This is a genomic window from Caulobacter sp. GW821-FHT09B08 (assembly GCF_059418225.1).
Genome location: NZ_JBWKPL010000002.1, coordinates 863648 through 884726, shown reverse-complemented (window position 1 = coordinate 884726; position 21079 = coordinate 863648). Strand labels below are relative to the sequence as shown.

19 protein-coding genes and 2 pseudogenes are annotated in these 21079 nt (G+C 68.5%); 11 read left to right on the top strand and 10 right to left on the bottom strand.

Going from position 1 to position 21079, the window contains the following annotated elements; translation table 11 throughout:
- The first annotated feature begins 271 nt into the window (after nt 1-271).
- From AC07OA_RS10470 to lpdA, 8 genes and pseudogenes are all read left to right on the top strand, one after another.
- Nucleotides 272-568, top strand: a complete 297-nt coding sequence (locus tag AC07OA_RS10470) for an FtsB family cell division protein (protein ID WP_494663731.1) — start codon at nt 272-274, stop codon at nt 566-568.
- Nucleotides 569-730: 162 nt separating this feature from the next.
- Entirely contained in the window at nt 731-1762 is a 1032-nt protein-coding gene (gene pdhA, locus AC07OA_RS10465) for a pyruvate dehydrogenase (acetyl-transferring) E1 component subunit alpha (protein ID WP_494663730.1), read from the top strand.
- Complete coding sequence (locus AC07OA_RS10460) at nt 1759-3129, top strand: pyruvate dehydrogenase complex E1 component subunit beta (RefSeq protein ID WP_494663729.1); 1371 nt, start codon at nt 1759-1761, stop codon at nt 3127-3129. The genes pdhA and AC07OA_RS10460 overlap by 4 nt, the downstream gene beginning before the upstream one ends.
- A pseudogene (locus AC07OA_RS10455) lies at nt 3050-3442 on the top strand (GFA family protein); the annotation flags it as partial. The gene AC07OA_RS10460 and the pseudogene AC07OA_RS10455, both read left to right, overlap by 80 nt.
- A 96-nt stretch (nt 3443-3538) precedes the next feature.
- Nucleotides 3539-3622, top strand: a pseudogene (locus AC07OA_RS10450) (aldehyde-activating protein); the annotation flags it as partial.
- 12 nt (nt 3623-3634) lie between these two features.
- On the top strand, nt 3635-4960 hold the full coding sequence (locus tag AC07OA_RS10445) for a pyruvate dehydrogenase complex dihydrolipoamide acetyltransferase (protein ID WP_494663728.1): 1326 nt from the start codon (nt 3635-3637) through the stop codon (nt 4958-4960).
- Nucleotides 4961-4982: 22 nt separating this feature from the next.
- The gene (locus tag AC07OA_RS10440; protein WP_494663727.1) at nt 4983-5459 is read left to right on the top strand and encodes a glutathione peroxidase; all 477 of its coding nucleotides are present in this window, start codon (nt 4983-4985) and stop codon (nt 5457-5459) included.
- Nucleotides 5460-5536: 77 nt separating this feature from the next.
- Nucleotides 5537-6937, top strand: a complete 1401-nt coding sequence (gene lpdA / locus AC07OA_RS10435; protein WP_494663726.1) for a dihydrolipoyl dehydrogenase — start codon at nt 5537-5539, stop codon at nt 6935-6937.
- 72 nt (nt 6938-7009) lie between these two features.
- Here lpdA and AC07OA_RS10430 read toward each other — a convergent pair whose 3' ends face one another.
- The 3 genes from AC07OA_RS10430 to AC07OA_RS10420 all read right to left on the bottom strand — a co-directional run bounded on the left by AC07OA_RS10430 (nt 7010) and on the right by AC07OA_RS10420 (nt 10253).
- Nucleotides 7010-7405, bottom strand: coding sequence for a DoxX family protein (locus tag AC07OA_RS10430; protein WP_494663725.1), 396 nt, complete (start codon nt 7403-7405; stop codon nt 7010-7012).
- A gap of 97 nt (nt 7406-7502) precedes the next feature.
- Nucleotides 7503-9056, bottom strand: a complete 1554-nt coding sequence (locus AC07OA_RS10425; RefSeq protein ID WP_494663724.1) for an AMP-binding protein — start codon at nt 9054-9056, stop codon at nt 7503-7505.
- A gap of 141 nt (nt 9057-9197) precedes the next feature.
- The gene (locus AC07OA_RS10420; protein ID WP_494663723.1) at nt 9198-10253 is read right to left on the bottom strand and encodes an alpha/beta fold hydrolase; all 1056 of its coding nucleotides are present in this window, start codon (nt 10251-10253) and stop codon (nt 9198-9200) included.
- An 83-nt stretch (nt 10254-10336) separates the two neighbouring features.
- Here AC07OA_RS10420 and lipA point away from each other — a divergent pair, with 83 nt between their 5' ends.
- A complete protein-coding gene (gene lipA, locus AC07OA_RS10415; protein ID WP_494663722.1) occupies nt 10337-11314 on the top strand; it encodes a lipoyl synthase in 978 nt (325 codons plus the stop codon).
- Between the two features lie 5 nt (nt 11315-11319).
- Nucleotides 11320-11778 (top strand): type II toxin-antitoxin system RatA family toxin, encoded by a 459-nt coding sequence (locus AC07OA_RS10410; protein ID WP_494663721.1) that lies wholly within the window; start codon nt 11320-11322, stop codon nt 11776-11778.
- Here the strand turns inward: AC07OA_RS10410 and AC07OA_RS10405 are convergent.
- Entirely contained in the window at nt 11765-12568 is an 804-nt protein-coding gene (locus AC07OA_RS10405; RefSeq protein WP_494663720.1) for an enoyl-CoA hydratase/isomerase, read from the bottom strand. The genes AC07OA_RS10410 and AC07OA_RS10405 overlap by 14 nt on opposite strands.
- Before the next feature lie 112 nt (nt 12569-12680).
- Nucleotides 12681-13742 (bottom strand): GGDEF domain-containing protein, encoded by a 1062-nt coding sequence (locus tag AC07OA_RS10400; protein WP_494663719.1) that lies wholly within the window; start codon nt 13740-13742, stop codon nt 12681-12683.
- A gap of 176 nt (nt 13743-13918) precedes the next feature.
- Here AC07OA_RS10400 and AC07OA_RS10395 point away from each other — a divergent pair, with 176 nt between their 5' ends.
- Nucleotides 13919-15376, top strand: coding sequence for a coniferyl aldehyde dehydrogenase (locus AC07OA_RS10395; RefSeq protein WP_494663718.1), 1458 nt, complete (start codon nt 13919-13921; stop codon nt 15374-15376).
- A 186-nt stretch (nt 15377-15562) separates the two neighbouring features.
- Here the strand turns inward: AC07OA_RS10395 and AC07OA_RS10390 are convergent, their stop codons facing one another.
- From AC07OA_RS10390 to cobT, 5 genes are all read right to left on the bottom strand, one after another.
- Entirely contained in the window at nt 15563-17374 is a 1812-nt protein-coding gene (locus AC07OA_RS10390; protein WP_494663717.1) for a DEAD/DEAH box helicase, read from the bottom strand.
- A gap of 108 nt (nt 17375-17482) precedes the next feature.
- Nucleotides 17483-18688 carry a winged helix-turn-helix domain-containing protein gene (locus AC07OA_RS10385; protein WP_494663716.1) on the bottom strand — a complete coding sequence of 402 codons (1206 nt, stop codon included), beginning with the start codon at nt 18686-18688 and terminating at the stop codon, nt 17483-17485.
- Between the two features lie 67 nt (nt 18689-18755).
- Entirely contained in the window at nt 18756-19265 is a 510-nt protein-coding gene (locus AC07OA_RS10380; RefSeq protein ID WP_494663715.1) for a tyrosine phosphatase family protein, read from the bottom strand.
- Nucleotides 19262-20020: an adenosylcobinamide-GDP ribazoletransferase gene (gene cobS / locus AC07OA_RS10375; protein ID WP_494663714.1), complete on the bottom strand. Its 759-nt coding sequence runs from the start codon at nt 20018-20020 to the stop codon at nt 19262-19264. Before cobS ends, AC07OA_RS10380 begins: the two co-directional genes overlap by 4 nt.
- Nucleotides 20020-21066, bottom strand: coding sequence for a nicotinate-nucleotide--dimethylbenzimidazole phosphoribosyltransferase (cobT, locus tag AC07OA_RS10370; RefSeq protein WP_494663713.1), 1047 nt, complete (start codon nt 21064-21066; stop codon nt 20020-20022). The genes cobS and cobT overlap by 1 nt, the downstream gene beginning before the upstream one ends.
- Nucleotides 21067-21079: the final 13 nt, after the last annotated feature.

Below are 21079 nucleotides of genomic sequence, written 5' to 3'. Positions count from 1 at the left end.
CGCGATGGCCCATTTTCGAGGCGCCGGGCGCCCGAGTTCACCAACAATTTTTCTAAAAGCGATTTGGCCGCCGCGCTGCATCGCCGCGAAAAAACGCCGGAAACGGCCGTTTAGATGCTGCGACGCGGTATCTAGATGCCGTTGAAACCATCTCAAATGAAAGCGTTAGGAAGCTGCTTTCGACATCTTGCCCCGACCCCGTCAAACCGCCCGTTTAGTAAGGCGTTAAGCATGATCGGGCAGGGTAAACTTCCCCTCCTGGGAATCGCTGATGTTCGCCCGACTGCAACCCTTCCTGCCGACCGCGGCGCTCCTTCTGCTGATCACTTACTTCGTGTTTCACGCTCTGACGGGCGAGCGCGGCCTTCTTTCGACGTCGCAGCGCAACGCAGATCTCGCCGCCAAGACCTTGGAGCTGAAGAAGATCCGCGCCGAAAGGATGGACCTGGAGGCCCGTGCTCGTCTATTACGCAGCGGCAGTTTGTCGGCGGACCTCCTGGAAGAACGTGCGCGTTCTCTCCTGGGATACACCGACCCGAAGGACTACGTGATCCGTACCCGGCGTTAGGGCGCCGAGCGGAAAACCGGTTCTCGGTTCTGCCGACGGAACAGGCCAGCCTGGGCCGTTTCGGGTTCGACACAGGGTCCCCATCTACGCGGAACCGAAGGTTCATTCGGTCGATGGGCGCCCAGGAGTAGGCCGCGATGAAGATTGGCCAGGGAGAGTTGAATGGCGCGTACGCGCAAGGGTGAAGCCCCCGCGGGGAAGGCTGATGCCACCGGTGTCAATACCTTCGTCAGCAAGGACGAGCTTCTGAAATTCTACCAAGACATGCTGCTGATCCGCCGCTTCGAAGAGCGCGCCGGCCAGCTGTACGGCATGGGCCTGATCGGCGGCTTCTGCCACCTCTACATCGGCCAGGAAGCCATCGCGGTCGGCATGGAGTCGATCAAGGTCAAGGGCGACCAGATCATCACCGGCTATCGTGACCACGGCCACATGCTGGCCGCCGGCATGGATCCCAAGGAAGTCATGGCCGAGCTGACCGGCCGCGCGGGCGGGTCCTCGCACGGCAAGGGCGGCTCGATGCACATGTTCGACATCGAGACCGGCTTCTACGGCGGCCACGGCATCGTCGGCGCCCAGGTGTCGCTCGGCACCGGCCTGGCGCTGAACAACCACTATCGCGGCAACGGCAATGTCGCCTTCGCCTATTTCGGCGACGGCGCGGCCAACCAGGGCCAGGTCTACGAAAGCTTCAACATGGCCCAGCTCTGGAAGCTGCCGGTCGTGTACGTGATCGAGAACAACCAGTACGCCATGGGCACCAGCGTCGAGCGTTCGGCGTCGGAGACCGCGTTCCACAAGCGCGGCGTCTCGTTCCGGATCCCGGGCGAGGAAGTCGACGGCATGGACGTGACGGCGGTGGCCGAGGCCGGCGCTCGCGCCGCCGAGCACGCCCGCAGCGGCCAGGGTCCCTACATCCTCGAGATGAAGACCTATCGCTATCGCGGCCACTCGATGTCGGACCCGGCCAAGTACCGGACCAAGGACGAGGTCGACAACGTCAAGCAGACCCGCGACCCGATCGACCATCTGAAGGAACGTCTGGCCAAGGCCGGCGTCACCGAAGACGACCTGAAGGTCATCGACGGCGAAGTGAAGCGCATCGTGGCCGAAGCGGCCGAGTTCGCCCGCACCAGCCCCGAGCCCGATCCTTCCGAATTGTACACCGACGTATACCTGGAGGCCGCCCAGTGACGGACATCCTGATGCCCGCCCTGTCCCCGACGATGGAAGAGGGGACCCTGGCCAAGTGGCTGGTCAAGGAAGGCGACACCGTCAAGGCCGGCGACGTGATCGCCGAGATCGAGACCGACAAGGCGACCATGGAAGTGGAAGCCGTCGATGAAGGCGTGATCGAAGCCATCCTCGTGCCCGCCGGGTCCGAGAACGTGAAGGTCAACACCCCGATCGCCAAGCTGAAGGGCGAGGGCGAAGCCGCTTCGCCGGCTCCCGCCGCTGCTCCGGCCGCCGCGCCCGTCGCTGAAGCCGCTCCGGCTCCGGTCGTCGTCGCCGCGCCCGCCGCCGCGCCGATCTCGGCCGCCTCGACCTTCGCCGATCCGGAAATCCCGGAAGGCACGCCGCTGAAGAAGATCACGGTCCGCGACGCCCTGCGCGACGCCATGGCCGAAGAGATGCGCCGCGACCCCAACGTGTTCCTGATGGGCGAGGAAGTCGCTCAGTACCAGGGCGCCTACAAGGTCAGCCGCGACCTCCTGCAGGAGTTCGGCGACAAGCGCGTCATCGACACCCCGATCACCGAGCACGGCTTCGCCGGCCTCGGCGTCGGCGCCGCCATGGCGGGCCTCAAGCCCATCGTCGAGTTCATGACCTGGAACTTCGCCATGCAGGCGATCGACCAGATCATCAACTCGGCCGCCAAGACGCTCTACATGTCGGGCGGCCAGATCAAGTCGTCGATCGTGTTCCGCGGCCCCAACGGCGCGGCCTCGCGGGTCGGCGCCCAACACAGCCAGGACTACGCGGCCTGGTACGGCAATGTCCCCGGCCTGAAGGTCGTCGCGCCCTATGACGCGGCCGACGCCAAGGGCCTGATGAAGGCCGCCATCCGCGACCCGAACCCGATCGTCTTCCTCGAACACGAGATGATGTACGGCCACGAGTTCGACATTCCCGATGTCGAGGACTGGGTCGTGCCGATCGGCAAGGCCAAGGTTCGCCGCGAAGGTTCGGACGTCACCCTGGTGGCCTACAGCCGCATGGTGGGCTTCGCCCTGCAGGCGGCCGAGGAACTGGCCAAGGAAGGTATCTCGGCCGAGGTCATCGACCTGCGCACGATCCGCCCGATGGACCACGCCACGATCCTGGAAAGCGTCAAGAAGACCAACCGTCTGGTGACGGTCGAGGAAGGCTGGGGCCCGATGGGCGTCGGCGCCGAGATCGTGGCCCGGATCACCGAGTTCGGCTTCGACTACCTGGACGCCCCGCCGCTGCGGGTCCACCAGGAAGACGTGCCGCTGCCCTATGCGGCCAATCTGGAAGCCCTGTCGCTGCCGTCGGTCCCCAAGATCGTCAAGGCGGCCAAGACGGTCTGCTACCGGTGATCATCCGGCCCGTTCACCTAGGCCCCGGCCTGTGTGGACGGGCGCGGAGGACTCCATGACCCAGACCCTCAACGGCTCCTGCCATTGCGGCGCGGTGCACGTGCAGCTCGATCCCGGCAAGCCGGTGGCCGAGCTGGCCCTGCGGGCCTGCCAGTGCTCGTTCTGCCGTCGGCAGGGCGCGCGGACGACCAGCGATCCGGGCAGCCGGCTGCACATCACCGCCGCGCCGGGATCGCTGATGCGCTACCGGTTCGCGCGGCGCGGGGTGGATTTCCTGATCTGCCGCGAATGCGCCGTCTACGTGGCGGCGATGATTGAGGACGACGGGCTGGCCTACGCCACGCTCAACGTCGTAGGGACCGACCTGCCGGGTTTCGCCGACCGCGTGCCCGAACGGCTGGACAGCCACGACGAAACGGACGAACAACGCCTTGCCCGTCGCAAGGCCAAATGGACGCCGACCGTTCTGGTCGAAGCCGTCCCGAACGCTTGAGGAAGAAGCTCAATGTCGATCGACATCCTGATGCCCGCCCTGTCGCCCACCATGGAGGAGGGGACCCTCGCCAAGTGGCACGTCAAGGTGGGTGACACCGTCAAGGCCGGCGACGTGATCGCCGAGATCGAGACCGACAAGGCGACGATGGAAGTCGAAGCCGTCGACGAAGGCGTGGTGGAAGCCATCCTGGTTCCCGCCGGCACCGAGAACGTCAAGGTCAACGCCCAGATCGCCAAGCTGACCGGCGAGGGCGAGAGCCCGGCTCCGCCGCCGGCCAAGCTCGCGCCCGCCGCCGAAACCCCGAAGGCTGCTCCGACGCCCGCCGCGCCCGTCCAGGCCGCCGGCGAAACCGCCGCTCCGGCCAAGGCGGCTCCGGCCGCCGCTCCGGCCGGCGACCGCGTGTTCGCTTCGCCCCTGGCCCGTCGTTTGGCTTCGGCCGCCAACCTGGACCTGAAGGCCATCCCGGGCTCTGGTCCGCATGGCCGCGTGGTCAAGGCCGACGTCGAAGCCGCCGGCAAGGGCGCTCCGGCTGCTCCGGCCGCCGCGCCGAAGCCCGCCGCAGCCGCTCCGGCTCCCGCCGCTGCTCCGGCCGCAGCCGCCGGCGGTCGCACCAGCCCGACCCTGGAGCAGATGGGCATCCCGCCGGGCTCCTACGAGCTGACGCCGCTGGACATGATGCGCAAGACCATCGCGCGTCGTCTGACGGAAAGTTTCCGCGACGTGCCGCACTTCCCGCTGACGATCGATCTGGAGATCGACTCGCTGCTGGCCGCCCGCGCCAAGATCAACCACCTGCTGGAAGGCCAGGGCGTGAAGGTGTCGGTCAACGATATCATCATCAAGGCCGTGGCCGTGGCCCTCAAGCGCGTGCCGGAGGCCAACGCCTCGTACTCGCCGGAAGGCATCGCCCTGCACAAGCATGCCGACATCGCGGTGGCCGTGGCCATCGACGGCGGCCTGATCACCCCGATCATCCGCGCCGCCGAGACCAAGGGCCTGGCCCAGATTTCGGCCGAGATGAAGGACCTGGCGGCCCGCGCCAAGTCCAAGAAGCTGAAGCCCGAGGAATTCCAGGGTGGCACCTTCTCGATCAGCAACCTGGGCATGTTCGGCATCAAGGCCTTCGCCTCGATCATCAACCAGCCGCAGGGCGCGATCATGAGCGTCGGAGCCGGCGAGCAGCGTCCGGTGGTCAAGAACGGCGAGCTGGCCGTGGCCACGGTGATGACCGTCACCCTGACCTGCGACCACCGCGTGGTCGACGGCGCGGTGGGGGCCAAGTTCCTGGCCGCCTTCAAGCCGCTGATCGAAGAACCGCTGACCCTGATCGTCTAACTCGAACCGGGGAGGGGCAGGGATGTCCGTCTACGACTACTCGGCCAAGACGCTGGACGGCCAGGACGTGAGCCTGGCCGACTATCGCGGCCAGGTGCTGCTGATCGTCAACACGGCCAGCAAGTGCGGCTTCACCCCGCAGTACGAGGGGCTGGAGGCGCTGTACCGGCAGTACAAGGACAAGGGCCTGACCATCCTGGCCTTCCCCTGCAACCAGTTCGGGGCCCAGGAGCCCGGGAACGCCGAGGAGATCGCGAACTTCTGCTCGCTGACCTACGACGTGACCTTCCCGGTCCTGGCCAAGATCGACGTCAACGGTCCCCAGACCCATCCGCTCTACGCCTATCTGAAGCACGAGCAGAAGGGCCTGCTGGGCACCGAAGGCATCAAGTGGAACTTCACCAAGTTCCTGATCGGTCGCGACGGCCAGGTCGTCGAACGGTTCGCCCCGACCACCAAGCCTGAAGACCTGAAGCTCGCCGTCGAGGCGCTGCTGTAATTCCCGGATCGGCCTTCGGGCCGGTCGTCGTCGCCGACGCTCCCCCGTCCTGGCGACAAAGCTAGGGTAAGAAAGACATGTCCACGGAATTCGACGTCGTCGTCATCGGAGCCGGTCCCGGCGGTTATGTGGCCGCGATCCGCGCCAGCCAGTTGGGCCTGAAGACGGCGATCATCGAGCGCGAGAACCTGGGCGGCATCTGCCTGAACTGGGGCTGCATCCCCACCAAGGCGCTGCTGAAGTCCGGCGAGATCTACGAGCAGCTGTCGCACCTGGGCGGCTACGGCCTGTCGGTCGAGAAGGCTTCGTTCGACTTCGGCAAGATCATCGAGCGCTCGCGCGGCGTGGCCAAGCAGATGTCCTCGGGCATCGCGTTCCTGATGAAGAAGCACAAGATCGAGGTCGTCGAGGGCGAGGCCAAGCTCGAGAAGGGCGCGCCTTCGCCCAAGGTCGTCGTGGCCCTGAAGGCCGGCGGCAGCCGTACGATCCAGGCCAAGAACGTCATCCTGGCCAGCGGCGCGCGGGCTCGCGACATCCCGGCCATCGGCGCGGTCTCGGACGGCGACAAGATCTGGACCTATCGCGACGCCCTGGCTCCCAAGGCCATGCCCAAGTCGCTGGTCGTCATCGGCTCGGGCGCCATCGGCATCGAGTTCGCCAGCTTCTACCGCGCCCTGGGCGCCGAGGTGACCGTCGTGGAAGCCGTTGATCGCATCATGCCGGTCGAGGACGCCGAGGTCTCCAAGGCCGCCCAGAAGGCCTTCGAGAAGCGCGGCATCACCTTCCGGGTCGGCGCCAAGGTGACCAAGGTCGAGAAGACCGCCAGCGGCGTCTCGGTGGCCATCGAGGCCGGCGGTAAGGCCGAGGTCCTGACCGCCGAGAAGTGCATCGTCGCCGTCGGCATCGCGCCCAATACCGAGGGCCTGGACGCCATCGGCCTGAACATGGATCGCGGCCACGTCGTCACCGGCAAGCACGGCGAGACCAACGTGCCCGGCCTCTACGCCATCGGCGACGCCGCCGGCCCGCCCTGGCTCGCCCACAAGGCCAGCCACGAGGGCATCCATGCCGCCGAGCACATCGCCGGCTACAAGACCCCGACCGTCAATTCGCCGATCCCCGGCTGCACCTACGCCAACCCGCAGGTCGCCTCGGTGGGCCTGACCGAAGCCGCCGCCAAGGCCGCCGGCATCGACGTCAAGGCCGGCCGCTTCCCGTTCAAGGTCAACGGCAAGGCCGTGGCCGCGGGCGAGACCGAAGGCTTCGTCAAGACGGTGTTCGACGGCAAGACCGGCGCCCTGATCGGCGCCCACATGATCGGCCATGAGGTCACCGAGATGATCCAGGGCTTCGTCACGGCCATCACCCTGGAAGCCACCGAAGAAGACCTGCACGGCATCGTCTACGCCCACCCGACCATGTCGGAAGCCATGCACGAGGCCGCGCTCGACGCTTATGGGCGCGTGCTGCACATCTAGGCTTCCGCCTAGCGGCAAAAGAGAAGGGCGGCGCTAGTAGCGCCGCCCTTTTTGTTTGGTCTGAGCTGGCGTCTACGGCCGCTTGCGCGCCTGGGCGTCGAGGCTCCATTCGCCCGGTCCGGCGAACACCAGGTACAGGAAGATGAAGCTGAACAGGATCGCGGCCTCGCCGCCGTTCAGCGCCGGCCAGAAGCCTTGCGCGAAGTGGGCGATGAAATAGGCCACGGCCATCTGGCCCGACAGGACGAAGGCCACCGGCCGGGTGAACAGGCCCAGCACCAGCAGGGCGCCGCCCACCACCTCCAGCCAGGCCGCCGCCAGCAGCATCGGCGGCAGCGGATCGGGCGCGCCGGGCTGGGCCGCCGGGAAGTGGAACAGCTTCATCAGGCCGTGTTCCATGAACAGCAGGGCCGTGATGATCCGCAGCAGGCTGAGGACGCGGGGCGCCCAGACGTACAGTCGTTCCATGTCGTTTTCCCTCTCAAGTCGATGGTGGAAACGAAAAACCCCGGCGGACCAGAACGATCCGCCGGGGTTTCGAAGGTGGCCGGGACGGCGCCGAGCATCAGGCCGCTTTGGCGTCCTGGTCGGCCATCCGCTGGATGGCGACATAGTCGGTCTTGCCGCTGCCCAGCACCGGCACTTCCTGGACCTTGAGGATCTTGCGCGGCACGGCCAGTTCCGGCGCGCCGATGCTCTGGGCATGGGCCACCAGCGAGGTGACGGCGGCGTCCTGGCGGTCGGTGACCAGCACCAGCTTCTCGCCCTTCTTCTTGTCGGGCATCGAGATGACTGCGTGGCGGCCGTCGGGCCAGACGGCGCTGGCCAGATCCTCGGCGGCGGTCAGGGAGACCATTTCGCCGCCGATCTTGGCGAAGCGCTTCACGCGGCCCTTGATGGTGATCCACAGGTCGTCGGTGACGGTGACCACGTCGCCGGTGTCGTGCCAGCCGCCCTCGGGAGCGTCGACGCCCCCGTCCTCGCGCAGATAGCCCGACATGATGTTGGGTCCGCGCACCAGCAGGCGGCCGCCTTCGGGGATGCCCTCGACCGGCTCGACCTTCCATTCCTGGCCGGGCAGCAGGGCGCCAACCGTGCCACGGCGGTTGTCTTCGGGCTTGTTGACCGCGATGACCGGCGAGGCCTCGGTGGCGCCGTAGCCTTCGAGAACCGGCACCGGGCCAAATTTCTCGGCGATAAGGTTGTGGGTCTCTTCGCGAACCTTTTCAGCGCCGCAGACGATGAACCTCAGACCCGACAGCTCGTCGCTCTCCGAGGCGCGGGCGTAGTGGTTGACGAAGGTGTCGGTGGCGAACAGCACCGAGGCCTTGGTGTCCTTGACCAGCGCCGGGATCTGCTTGGTGTGCAGGGGCGAGGGGTACTGGAACGCCTTCATGCCTTCCAGCAGCGGCAGGATCACCCCGCCCGTCAGGCCGAAGCAGTGGAACACCGGCAGCGGGTTGAAGAACACCCAGTCGGGATCCAGCGCGATATGGGCGGCCACCTGCTTGGCGTTGGACACCAGGTTGGCCTGGCTCAGCACCACGCCGCGCGGGGCGCCAAAGCTGCCCGAGGTGAACAGCACCACGCCGGGGTCGGACGGCTTGGCATGGGCGCGGAACTGGCGGGGGAACAGGCCGGCGGCGGCGGCGAACAGCTTGTCGGCCACGCCGATGGTGGCGCGCACGTCCTCCAGATAGGTGATCGTCGCCTTCTCCTCGAGAGCGTCGATCACGTCGTGCAGCTTGCCCAGCTCGATGAATTTGTGGGCGGTCAGCACGAGCTTGACCCCGGCCAGCTCGCAGGCGGCGCGCAGGTTGCGCAGGCCGGCCGTGAAGTTGAGCATGGTCGGCACGCGGCCGAAGGCGTGCAGGGCGAAGAACGTCACCACCGCGCCGGCGCCGGACGGCAGCAGAACGCCGACATGCTCGCCGGGCTTGGTCATGGCCGCGACCTTACGGCCGAGCGCGAAGCTCGCCCGCACCAGGTCGGTGTAGCTCATCGGATTGCGGTCCTGGTCTTCCAGGATCAGCTTCTTGGGCCCGTACTTGTCGCGGGCGTCGAGCAGGGCGTCGAAGAGGGCCTTCTGGCCGTCTTGCGCATCGAAAACAACCGGCATGCCGGCGAAACCTCCCGGAGGCGACATCGCGCCCTCGTCTAATTGAAGCGGGACCCTAGCGATGGCGGGTCGCTTTGCAAACACCCGTTACGCGCACGTAAGCGCACCGGTCCTTCTAAAATGCGCTCAAACCCTTGTCGTTCAAGGCTTGGGGTGCGGATAGGCCGTGCGGGAGCGTAGGGTCTCGTCGATCTTGTCGAGCCAGGGCGTGCGCACCGAATCTGTCTCCAGGTGCAGGGCGTGGCGCGCTTGGGGCCAGCGAGTCTCGACGCAGCGGGGCAGGGCCGTGCAGACGGCGCGTTGGGGCGCGGGCAGGGCCGCCGTGTCCTGGCCGGCGTCGAGCATCGTCACGGCGGTATCGACGCGCTTCAGGTCGCGGCCCGTGGCGTCCACGGCGTCGTAGAAGGCCGCGTACCAGCCCAAGCTCGGCGCACCCATCCGCAGGTCCGGATTGGCCAGCCGCCAGGCCTGCTGGACCGCGCCGCGCGTCGGATCATTGGTCAGCTTGGCCGCGACGCCGTCCGGCCCCTCGCGCTTCCAGCCGGACTGGCCGGGATAGCGCAGGAAGCCCAGCTTCAGTCCGCGGACCCAGCGGGCGATGCGGATCAGATCGGTCTTGGCGCGAGGCGGGACGGCCAGGTCGAAATTGGGCGAGGACAGGATCGCGGCGTCGGCCCGCAGGCCTTCCTCCAGGGCGCGCAAGGCCACCAGACCGCCGTCGCCTGCGCCCAGGATCACGAACGGATCGCGGCCTTTCGGACGGATCACCGCCTTGACCATGGCCTTGGTGGCCGTGACGTCGGGGGCGAAGCTGCTCACGTGGCCAAGATCGCGCCAGGGCGTGGCCCGTTCGGAGCCGCCCTGGCCCTGACGCTCCAGGATCCAGACCGTGTAGCCCCGGTCGTTCAGGTCGCGGGCCGTCTCGAACCAGCCCTCGGCGGACTCGCCATAGCCCGGCAGGATCAGGATCTGGCCGCGCGGCACGCCCTGGGGCGCGGAGACGCCGTAGCGCTGCACCAGGTCGTCGCCGACCGTCACATAGCCCCAGGCCCAGCCCGGCGGCGGCTGGAAGCGCTGGGCCAGGGACGGCGGGGTGCGGCTCTCGGCGAAGGGCGCGCGGGCGCCCTCGTCGCCGCAGGAGACGAGGAGCGGGGCCAGGAGGCACGCCAGGGCGATAACAGGAAGACGGCGACGCATTCCAGGCACTCATTTCGCGCCTTTGCGTCACATGCAAGAACGCATGCTTGATCCGGAGGCCAAGAAGGCCGATCTAGGCCGTTATGGTCACTCTGATCGACACGCTGAACGCCCGCGCCTCCACCGAGCGCCTGCGTCACCCCGAAAAGCAGAACCGTCCCGACACGCCGGTCCTGCGCAAGCCCGAGTGGTTGCGCGTCCGCGCCCCGGGCTCGGCCGGCTATAACGAGACGCAAGGCATCGTACGCGAGCACAAGCTGACCACGGTCTGCGAGGAAGCCGCCTGCCCGAACATCGGCGAGTGCTGGAGCCAGAAGCACGCGACCATGATGATCATGGGCGAGATCTGCACCCGGGCCTGCGCCTTCTGCAATGTCACCACCGGGATGCCCACCCAGTTGGACCCCGACGAGCCGCGCCGCGTGGCCGAGGCCGTCGCCAAGATGGGCCTCAAGCATGTGGTCATCACCTCGGTCGACCGCGACGACCTGATCGACGGTGGCGCCCGCCACTTCGCCGAGGTGGTCACCGCCATCCGCGCCGCCGCGCCGAGCACGACCATCGAGATCCTGACCCCCGACTTCCTGCGCAAGGACCGGGCCGAGAACGTGGTGATCGACGCCAAGCCCGACGTCTTCAATCACAATCTGGAAACCGTGCCGCGGCTCTATCTGAAGATCCGCCCCGGCGCCCGTTACTACAATTCCCTGCGCCTGCTGGAGCGGGTCAAGGAGCGCGACCCCACCCAGTTCACCAAGTCCGGCATCATGGTCGGCCTCGGCGAGACCAAGGAGGAGGTCATGCAGGTGATGGACGACATGCGTTCGGCCGGCGTCGACTTCATCACCATCGGCCAGTACCTGCAGCCCACCCGCAAGCACGCGCCGATCGACCGGTTCGTGACGCCGGAAGAGTTCAAGGCCTACGAGGCCATCGCCCGCGCCAAGGGCTTCCTGATGGTCTCGTCCAGCCCGCTGACCCGCTCGTCGCACCATGCCGGCGAGGACTTCGCCAAGCTGCAGGCCGCGCGCCGGGCCCTGGACGCGAAAGCGGCGGGCTAGGGCGCTTGCACCGTCATGTCGTCACCCGGGTGCTGCCCTATGCGCCCGAACAGCTCTTCACGCTCGTCGGCGACGTCGAGGCCTATCCGTCGTTCGTGCCGTGGATCACGGCCATGCGCACCTGGAACGGTCGCGTCGACGGCCAGGTTTCGACCGTGGACGCCGAGGCCCAGGTCGGGTTCTCGTTCCTGCGCGAGAAGTTCGCCACCCGGGTGCGCCGCGATGCGGCGGCCCTGACGGTGGACGTCAGCCTGCTCTACGGCCCCTTCAAGCGGCTGTCGAACCAGTGGCGGTTCTCGCCGCATGAGGCTGGAACCACCGTGGAATTCGTTATCGACTTCGCGTTCAAGTCCAAGCTGCTCGACGCCATGCTGGCCGCCAATCTGGACCGGGCGGCCAACACCTTGATCGGCTGCTTCGAGGACCGTGCGAAGGCGATCTACGGCAAGTCTAGCGCCCCTTGAACGCCGTCGGGCGCTTCTGAAGGAAGGCGCTGACGCCCTCGACGAAGTCCTCGGTCTTGCCGGCGGCCTTCTGGGCGTGACGTTCGGCGTGGAGCTGACCCACCCAGTCGGCGTCCAGGCTGTCCCACACCAGCCTGCGGATCGTCGAGAGGGCGGCGGGGCCGTCGGCCAGGCTCTTGGCGATGCCGGTGGCGGTCGACAGGAGCTCGGCGTCGGGCACGCAGCGATTGATCAGGCCCCAGGACAACGCCGTGGCGGCCGGGATCTTGTCGCCCAGCAGCATCATTTCCATGGCCCGCGCCTTGCCGATCAGGCGCGGCAGCAGATAGGTCGAGCCGCCGTCGGGCACCAGGCCGATGCGCCGGAAGGCCTGCAGGAAATAGGCGCTCTCGCCCGCCACCACGATGTCGCCCAGCAGGGCCAGCGAACAGCCGATCCCGGCGGCCGGGCCGTTGACGGCGGTCACGAGCGGCAGCGGGAAGTCGCGCATCAGGGTGACGAGCGGATTGTAGGTGTTCTGCAGTTCGGCGCCGGCGTCCGGCTTGCCGTCGACATCGACCGGCCGCGCGTCGGGACCGCCGACCGCCAGGTTGGCTCCGGAACAGAAGCCCCGGCCTTCGCCGGTCAGGATCACGGCCCGCGCATCGACCTTGCCTTGGGCGAGAGAGCCGAAGGCGTGGATCAGTTCCCTGGCCATGTCCAGGCCGGCGGCGTTAAGGGTGGAGGGATCGGCGAGGGTGACGACGGCGATCCCGTCGGCGGTCTCGAGCCTAATCTTCTCGTAGGTCATGGCGTCCTCCCAAGGCTTTGTCGCTCTTGCCTGAAGCTAGGCGCGACTAACCTTGGGGAACGCCAGAGAAATTATCCCGAGGCGAAATTGGGGGCCGAAAAGCCCCGGAAACTCAGGCCGCGTTGGCCGAGTCCGGCTTGCTCTCGGCGGCGGTGACGCGGTTGCGGCCGCCGCGCTTGGACGTGTAGAGCGCCGCATCGGCGCGCTCCATGACCGAGTGGCCGGTCTCGCCCGGACGACGCTCGGCGAAGCCCGACGAGATGGTGATCGCGCCCAGGTCCTCGTTGGTCGAGCGGCGCTTGAGCATGCGCGAGGAGACCTCGACGCGGATCTCTTCCAGGGTGCCGGCCACCAGCGACGCCGATTCCCGCGGGAAGATCATGGCGAACTCCTCGCCGCCGTAGCGGGCGGCGAAGCGGGGCGGGGCGGCCACGCGGCCGATGACGCTGGCGACGTAGCGGATGACCTGGTCGCCGGTCTGGTGACCCCAGGTGTCGTTGAAGCCCTTGAAGTGGTCGATGTCGAGCACGGCCAGGCAGATGGTGGTGCCGGCCTCGTCGGCCTCGCTGCAGGCGCGGTCCAGCTCTTCGTCGAAGGCCTTGCGGTTGGCCAGGTTCGTCAGGCCGTCGGTGGTGGCGTCGCGGCGGACCTGCTCCAGATGCTCGCGCAGGCGATCGACCTCGGCGGTGGATTCCGCCAGGCGGGTCTCCAGCGACTTGTTTTCCTTCTGGACGCGGCGGGTGGCCTCGGCCAGGCCGCTGACCACCGACTTGATCTTGCTGACGTCCTCGGAGCTGTCCAGCTCCTTGGCCGCGCCCGTCAGGGTCTTGCCGTAGGCGGCGTTGCTCTTCTGGGCGTCCTGGATGGCCTTGGAGACCGATTCCAGTTCCTTGCTCAGCAGGTCGCCGGCGTCGCGGATCTGTTCGTTCAGCTTGGCCTTGGGCAGGTAGGTCGCCGCCAGCTCTTCGGAGAGAAGTTCGGTCAGCGGCTCGCCCAGCGAGATCAGGCGGGTCAGCTCGCGGGCCAGGGCGCCTTCGGGGTCGGCGACGAAGTGAGTCCACAGCTCGAAGTTCAGCGCGGTCGGCCAGACCTGATGGCGCTCCATCAAGCCCAGGGCCCGGCCGGCGATCTTGTAGGCCTCAGGGCCGCGCAGCGTGGTCTCGACGTCCGACATCTCTATTCCCCCAACGGCGGCATCGCCCCGGATGCGCGCTTGGAGCGGCAATCTAGACCGAAGAGTTCAAACGAGCCGTTAAGAACGAACGACGTTCGTCTTGCATGATGCTTGGGCGCGATCCATGGTGAACACTGATAAGATGAGCCTCTAGGCCGCTTGGGAGGAACCTGACCGTGAACGCGCCCGCCAACCTCAACCTGCAATCGGCCCAGGCTTCGATGTCGAGGATTCTGGAAGCCCAGAAGGCGGCTCACCTGCGACAAGGCGCCCCCACGGCCGAACGGCGCATCGACTGGCTGGACCGCTGCATCGGCCTTCTGGTCGACCACCAGGCCGAAATCGCTGACGCGCTTAACGCCGACTTCGGCGCCCGCTCCAAGGACGCGACGGGCCTGACCGACATCGCCGGCTCCATCGGCCCGCTGAAGTTCGCCAAGGAGAATGTCGCCAAATGGATGCGCCCTGAGAAGCGCAAGACCGCGCCGGCGATCCTGGGTCTGTTCGGCGCCAAGGCCGAGCTCCAGTACCAGCCCAAGGGCGTGGTCGGGGTGATCAGTCCCTGGAACTTCCCGGTCAACCTGACCTTCGCGCCCCTGGCCGGGGTGCTGGCGGCCGGCAATCGGGCGATGATCAAGCCGTCGGAGTTCACGCCGGCGACGTCCGAGCTGATGAAGACCATGTTCGCCAGCGCCTTCTCCGAGGAGGAGATCGCCGTGATCACCGGCGGACCCGAGGTGGGGCAGGCGTTCACCGGCCTGCCGTTCGACCACCTGATCTTTACCGGGGCGACTTCGGTGGCCCGGCACGTGATGCGGGCCGCCGCCGAGAACCTGGTGCCCCTGACCCTGGAACTGGGCGGCAAGAGCCCGGTGATCCTGTCGCGCGGCGCCGACATGGCCACGGCCGCGGCGCGGGTGATGAACGGCAAGACCCTGAACGCCGGTCAGATCTGTCTGGCGCCGGACTACGTCCTGGCCCCCGCCGACCAGCTGGATGCGTTCGTAACCGAGGCCAAGGCGGCCGTGGCGCGAACCTTCCCGACCATCAAGGACAATCCCGACTACACGGCCGTGGTCGCCCAGCGCCACTACGACCGGATCAAGGGCCACGTCGAGGACGCCCGGGCCAAGGGCGCGACCATCGTCGAGATCAATCCGGCCGGCGAGGACTTCAGCCAGCAGGAACACCGCAAGATCCCGCCGACCCTGATCCTGAATCCCACCGACGACATGACGGTGATGCAGGACGAGATCTTCGGTCCGGTCCTGCCGGTGAAGACCTACGGCAAGGTCGAGGAGGCGGTGGACTATATCAACGGCCGCGACCGTCCGCTGGGCCTCTACTGGTTCGGGACCGACATGGCCGAACGCGACATGGTGTTGAACCGCACGACCAGCGGCGGGGTGACCGTCAACGACGTGATCTTCCACGTCGCCCAGGAAGACCTGCCGTTCGGCGGCGTCGGCCCGGCCGGCATGGGCAGCTATCACGGTCGCGACGGCTTCCTGGAGTTCAGCCACAAGAAGGCGGTGTTCCACCAGCTGAAGAAGGACATCGGCCCGATGCTGGCCCTGCGCCCGCCGTACGGGGAGGGGATCCGGAAGTACCTGGCGGGGCAGATCAAGAAGTAGACGCCGGCGCGGGGCGTACTTGCCCCCTTCGCGCCTTCGGCGCTCCTTCCCCCGTAGGGGGAAGAGGACGCAGGCTTTCGCCCTCCGCCCCCTATGGGGGCGGACAGACCGCGAAGCGGTCAGGTGGGGGCAAGTGGGTGAGCCACCGACGGGGACACGCGCAAGCGCATGTCCCCAGTCGAGATCCTAGTCTTCGCTGTCGCTGGCCGGGGCCAGGCGCGGCGGAGCGCGCAACAGGAACGCGGGGGTGTCGTTACCGAAGCCGACCACGCGGCGGTCGTCGTCGTCCTCGCGGCCGCGCACGGGCTGGACGCCGCGCACCGGCATGGGGGCGCGCGACGGACGCTCGGCTTCGGCGCGGGGCTGTTCGACGCGAGGCTGCTCGGCGCGTTCGGTCCGCTCGGGGCGGCGATCACGATCACGGCCGCGCTCGCGACGGGCGGGACGTTCGTCCTCGCCGCGCTCGACGGTCTTGGCGGCGGGCTGCTCGGCGGCGACGTCCTGTTCGACGCGCGGTTGGCGGCCACGATCGCGCGAGGAACCGCCACGGTCGCGACGACCGCGCTCGGTGGCCGGAGCCTCTTCGGCGGCGATGGCGGGAACTTCGGTCTCGACGGCTTCGACGGCGGCCTTTTCGCCACGCTTGCGGCTGCGCGCGGGACGCTTGGTCGGCTCTTCGCCCACCGAGGTGGGGATCGGCTCGCCGGCGATGGCGGCTTCCAGATTGGCGGAGGCGACGTCCGACGGCACGGTCGGGGCGCGGTTGCGATCACGGTCACGGCCGCGTTCCCCGCCGCGCGAGCGGTCGCGGTCACGCCCGCCGCCGCGCTTGTCGCCTTCGCGCTTGATGGTCACGGCGTTGGAATAGTCGAGGTCCAGCTTCTCTTCGTCCGGGGTCGAACCGATCAGCTTGACCACCTTGTCGAAGCCCTTGTCGTCGGCGGGGGTCACCAACATGTAGGTGATGCCCGAACGCCCGGCCCGGCCGGTACGGCCGATGCGGTGGACGTAGTCGTCGGCGTGGTGCGGGACGTCGTAGTTGAAGACGTGGCTGACGGCCGGGATGTCCAGGCCGCGCGCGGCGACGTCCGAAGCCACCAGGATCTTCAGCGAACCGTCGCGGAAGGCCGCCAGGGTCTTCATGCGCTGGCTCTGGTCCAGGTCGCCGTGGATGGCGGCGGCGTCGAAGCCGTGGCTCTTCAGCGACTTGGCGACGATGTCGACTTCGGTCTTGCGATTGCAGAACACGATGCCGGTCTCGATGTTGGCCTTTTCGATCAGGGCCCGCAGCGCCAGGCGCTTGGCCTTCGGATCGGAGGAGGGGACCTTGACCAGCAGCTGGGTGATGTTGGCGTTGGTGGTGGCCGGCTTGGCCACCTCGATCCGCACCGGATCCTTCAGGAACTGCTTGGTGAGGCGCGTGATTTCCGGCGGCATGGTCGCCGAGAAGAACAGAGTCTGCTTCTTCGGCGGCGTCAGCTTGAAGATGCGCTCGATGTCGGGGATGAAGCCCATGTCCAGCATGCGGTCGGCTTCGTCGACCACCATCATCTGCACGCCGGTCATCAAGAGCTTGCCGCGCTCGAAGTGGTCGAGCAGGCGGCCCGGGGTGGCGATCAGCACGTCGACGCCGCGATCCAGCTTCTTTTCCTGGTCGCCGAACGACACGCCGCCGATCAGCAGGGCCCACGAGAGCTTGGTGCCCTTGGCGTACTTCTCGAAGCTGGCGGCGACCTGGTCGGCCAGTTCGCGGGTCGGGGCGATGACCAGGGCGCGCGGCATGCGGGCCTTGGCGCGGCCCGAGGCAAGCTTGTCGACCATGGGCAGGGTGAAAGCGGCGGTCTTGCCGGTGCCCGTCTGGGCGATGCCCAGCACGTCCTGTCCGGCGAGGGCCACCGGGATGGCCTGGGCCTGGATCGGGGTGGCCGTCGTATAGCCGGTATCGGCGACCGCTTGGAGGGTCGTGGGCGAAAGCCCGAGTTCGGAAAATTCTGTCATGTCACGCTGGTCTGAAGTCCGGAGCCACCCGTGTTTGGGCGAACGGGTGGCGCGGATTCGCCAAGCCTGCTCCGAAGCTGGGGATAAATAGGCTTTGGCCCGCCAAAGTCAATCGTCGGCGGTTTGCGCGGCCAAGCTCTGGGCGAGGTCTCCGTTGGCCGTAACCGCAACGCCGGCAAGGCCCAGCCAGGCGGCCATAAGCCGCAGTTCGGCGGCCAGGGCGAGGGCGGTCTCCGCGTTCGCGGCGGGTTCGCGATGGGCCGACAGCACCCGCAGCACGCCCGCCTTGCGGTCGGCCTTCAGGTCGACCCGGGCGGTGATCGCCTCGCCTTGCAGGAACGGCAGCACATAGTAGCCGTGGGTGCGCTTGTGGGCCGGGGTGTAGATCTCCAGACGGATGCGGACGTCGAACAGGCGCTCGGCCCGCTCGCGGAACCAGATCAGGTTGTCGAACGGGGAGAGCAGGGCGTTGGCCTTGACCGAGCGCGGTCGTTTTGCGTCCGGCGCCAGATAGGCCGGCTGGTCCCAGCCCTGCACCTCGACGGGGACCAGGTCGCCGGCCTCGACCAGTTCGGCCACCCCGCGCCGGGCGTCGGCCAGGCCCATGCGGAAATAATCCCGCAGGTCGCGTTCGGTGGCCACGCCCATGGCGCGGGCCGCGCGGCGCAGCAGGATGCGGTGGGCTTCGTCGCGGGGCGGCGTCGGCGTCGACCAGATCGCCTTGGGCAGCACCTTTTCCGGTAGACCGTAGACCCGCTCGAAGGTCCCGCGCCGGGTGGCCGTGGTCAGCTCGCCGGCCCAGAACAGGCATTCCGTGGCCCGCTTGGCCTCGCTCCATTCCCACCAACCGGCCCGGCCGCGTTCGCCCAGTTCCAGCTCGCCGGCCGACAGGGGGCCGCGTGCGTGGATCGCGGCCAGGGCGGTGTCGATGAAGGGGCGGTGCTCGGCCAGGAACTTGGCGACGTTCTTCCACACGCCGACGCCCTGACGCGCGTCCTCCATCCGCCAGCGCAGCAGAGGCTGCAGGTCCAGCGGCATCAGCGAGGCCTCGTGGCCCCAATATTCGAACAGGGCGGGCTTCCGGCCCCAAGCCAGATCCTCCAGCAACGGACGCGGATAAGCGCCCAGGCGCGAGAACAGCGGCAGATAGTGCGAGCGCGAGACGACGTTGACGCTGTCGATCTGCAGCAGCGCCAGGCGCTCGATGGTCGCGAGTAGGTGGCGTCGGGTCGGGGCGGCGGGCCGGTTGTCGGCGAACCCCTGGGCGGCCAGGGCGATGCGGCGGGCTTGCTTGTGCGACAGGGTCTCGACCATCGTCCTGACAGAGCATGGCCTTGGGTGAAGAGGCAACGCCGGCGCTGCCGACTGCTGACAAAAGGCGTCAGCGGAGCGGCAGCTCGAACAGCGCGCCCTCGAATGTGTCAGCGCCGCGCCCGATGGCGGCGACGGCCGCCGACATCCGCCCGTCGCGGCCTAGGGCGGCGTCGGCCAGGGCGACCATCAGCGGGTTGGGCGTGGCGGAGGGCGCGGCGGCGCGCAAGGCCTGGGCGATCTCGTCCTCGGACCGCTCCGGCGCGCGTTGGCAGGCGATGACGAAGGCCGCCGCCGTCGAGCGGCTGACGCCCGCCCAGCAGTGGACCAGCATCGGCCGCGCGGCGTCCCAGCCGGCGGCGAAGTCGAGGAGGCGGGCGACCAGGGCGGCGTCCGGCGCGATCAGGCCTTCGCGAGGCTCGGGGATGTCGTGATAGGCCAGCCGCAGGTGAGCCTCCGCCTCCGACCGTGGCCAGGTCTCGGCGGCGGAAGTCGGCGACAGCAGGCTAACCAGGTGTGACGGACGGTGCAGGGCTCGCGCCGTCTCGACCTGGCTGAGCGGGCAGACCAACAGGGTCATGGCGCCGCCAAAATGGCCGAGACGCCCAGCAGCACGCCCACCTCGCAGGCCTGCTCGATCCCGCCCAGCACGTCGCCGGTATAGCCGCCGATCAGCCGGCGGGCCGTCAGGGCCAGGGCGGCGGCCAGCACCGCGCCGACCGCCGCGCCCATCAGGCCCGCCGCGCCCAGGAAGGCCAGCGGCCACAGGCCCAGCACGGCCGCGATCAGCAGCTCGAAGGGACGGACGCCCTCGGGCGCGGGCTTGTACTTGGCGTCGGCGCGGTCGCTGACATGGCGCTCCAGCACCATCACCACCACGGCGGCGACGCGGCCGGCGCCATGGGCGGCGACCAGGGCCAGGGCGGCGGTCGCCAGGGGCAGGGCGGCCAGGGCCGCGACCTTGATGGCCAGCACCAGGCCCAGGGCCAGGACGCCGTAGGTCCCGACGCGGCTGTCCTTCATGATCTCCAGGCGGCGCTCCGGCGTCTGGCCGCCGCCCAGGCCGTCGGCGGTGTCGGCTAGGCCGTCCTCGTGGAAGCCGCCCGTGATCAGCACGCCTGCCGCTACCGCCAGCAGGGCGGGCAGGGCGCTGCTCCATAGCTGCCCGGCCGCCAGCAGCACGCCGGCGCAGGCCGCGCCGACCAGGATCCCGACGAGGGAGTAGTAGCGGGCCGCGCGAGTGATCCAGTCGGGCTGGAAGTCGGCGAACGACGGTGTCGGCAAGCGCGTCAGGAACTGCACGGCGCAGAGCAAGAGCTTGAACTGGCGAAGCATCAGCCGGGCCCGGCCAGGACTTCGGCCAGGTCGGCGACGTCGGTCAGCAGCTTGGCGGCGGCGACCAGCAGGGGAGCAGCCAGGGCCGCACCGGTGCCTTCGCCCAGCCGCAGGTCCAGGTCCAGCAGCGGGCGCGCGCCGAGGCTTTCGAGCATGAGGGCGTGACCGCGTTCGGCCGAGCCGTGGGCGAAGACGCAGTAGTCGAGCGCGGCCGGGACCAGTCGTACGGCGGCCAGGACAGCGGCCGTGCTTATGAAGCCATCGACCAGCACCACGCGCCTCATGGACGCCGCGCCCAGGGCCGCCCCGGCCATCATGGCGATCTCGTAGCCGCCGAACTGGGTCAGCACGGCCAGGGGCTCGGTCGCGTCCGAACGCTGGGCGGCGCGGGCGATGCCGGCGCGCTTGCGGGCCATGCCCTCGACACCGTGGCCCGTACCCTGGCCGATGCAGTCTTCCAGCGGCGCGGGGGCCAGGCGGTGCATGATCAAGGCGGCGGACGAGGTGTTGCCGATGCCCATCTCGCCCAGGGCGATGACGTCCGCGCCGTCAGCGGCCGCCGCGCGGGCCAGCTCGAAGCCGTGGGCGATGGCCGCCAGGGCCTCGTCCTGGGTCATGGCCGCCTCGCGGGCGGCGTTGCGGGTTCCGCGCCGAATCTTGGCGGCGATCAGGTCGGGATGGGCCGGCAGGTCGGCGTCGACCCCGGCGTCCACCACGCGCACCCGCACGCCGGTGGCCTGGGCGAAGGCTCCGACGCTGGAGCGACCGGACAGGAACAGGCTCACCATGGCGGCGGTGACACTGGACGGATAGGCCGAGACACCTTCGCCCGTCAGGCCGTGGTCGCCGGCGAAGACATAGAGGTCGGTGTGGGCGATGCGCGGGTCCAGGCGGTTCTGGATCAGGCCGATGCGCACGGCCAGGTCCTCCATCCGGCCCAGCGAGCCGGGCGGCTTGGCCTTGCCGTCCAGCTGAGCGCGCAGCAGCGGCTCGAGCGCGGCGTTGACGGGCTGGACGGCGGCCGCGATGGCGGAGAGGGTGGTCATGGCGGGCTCCTGG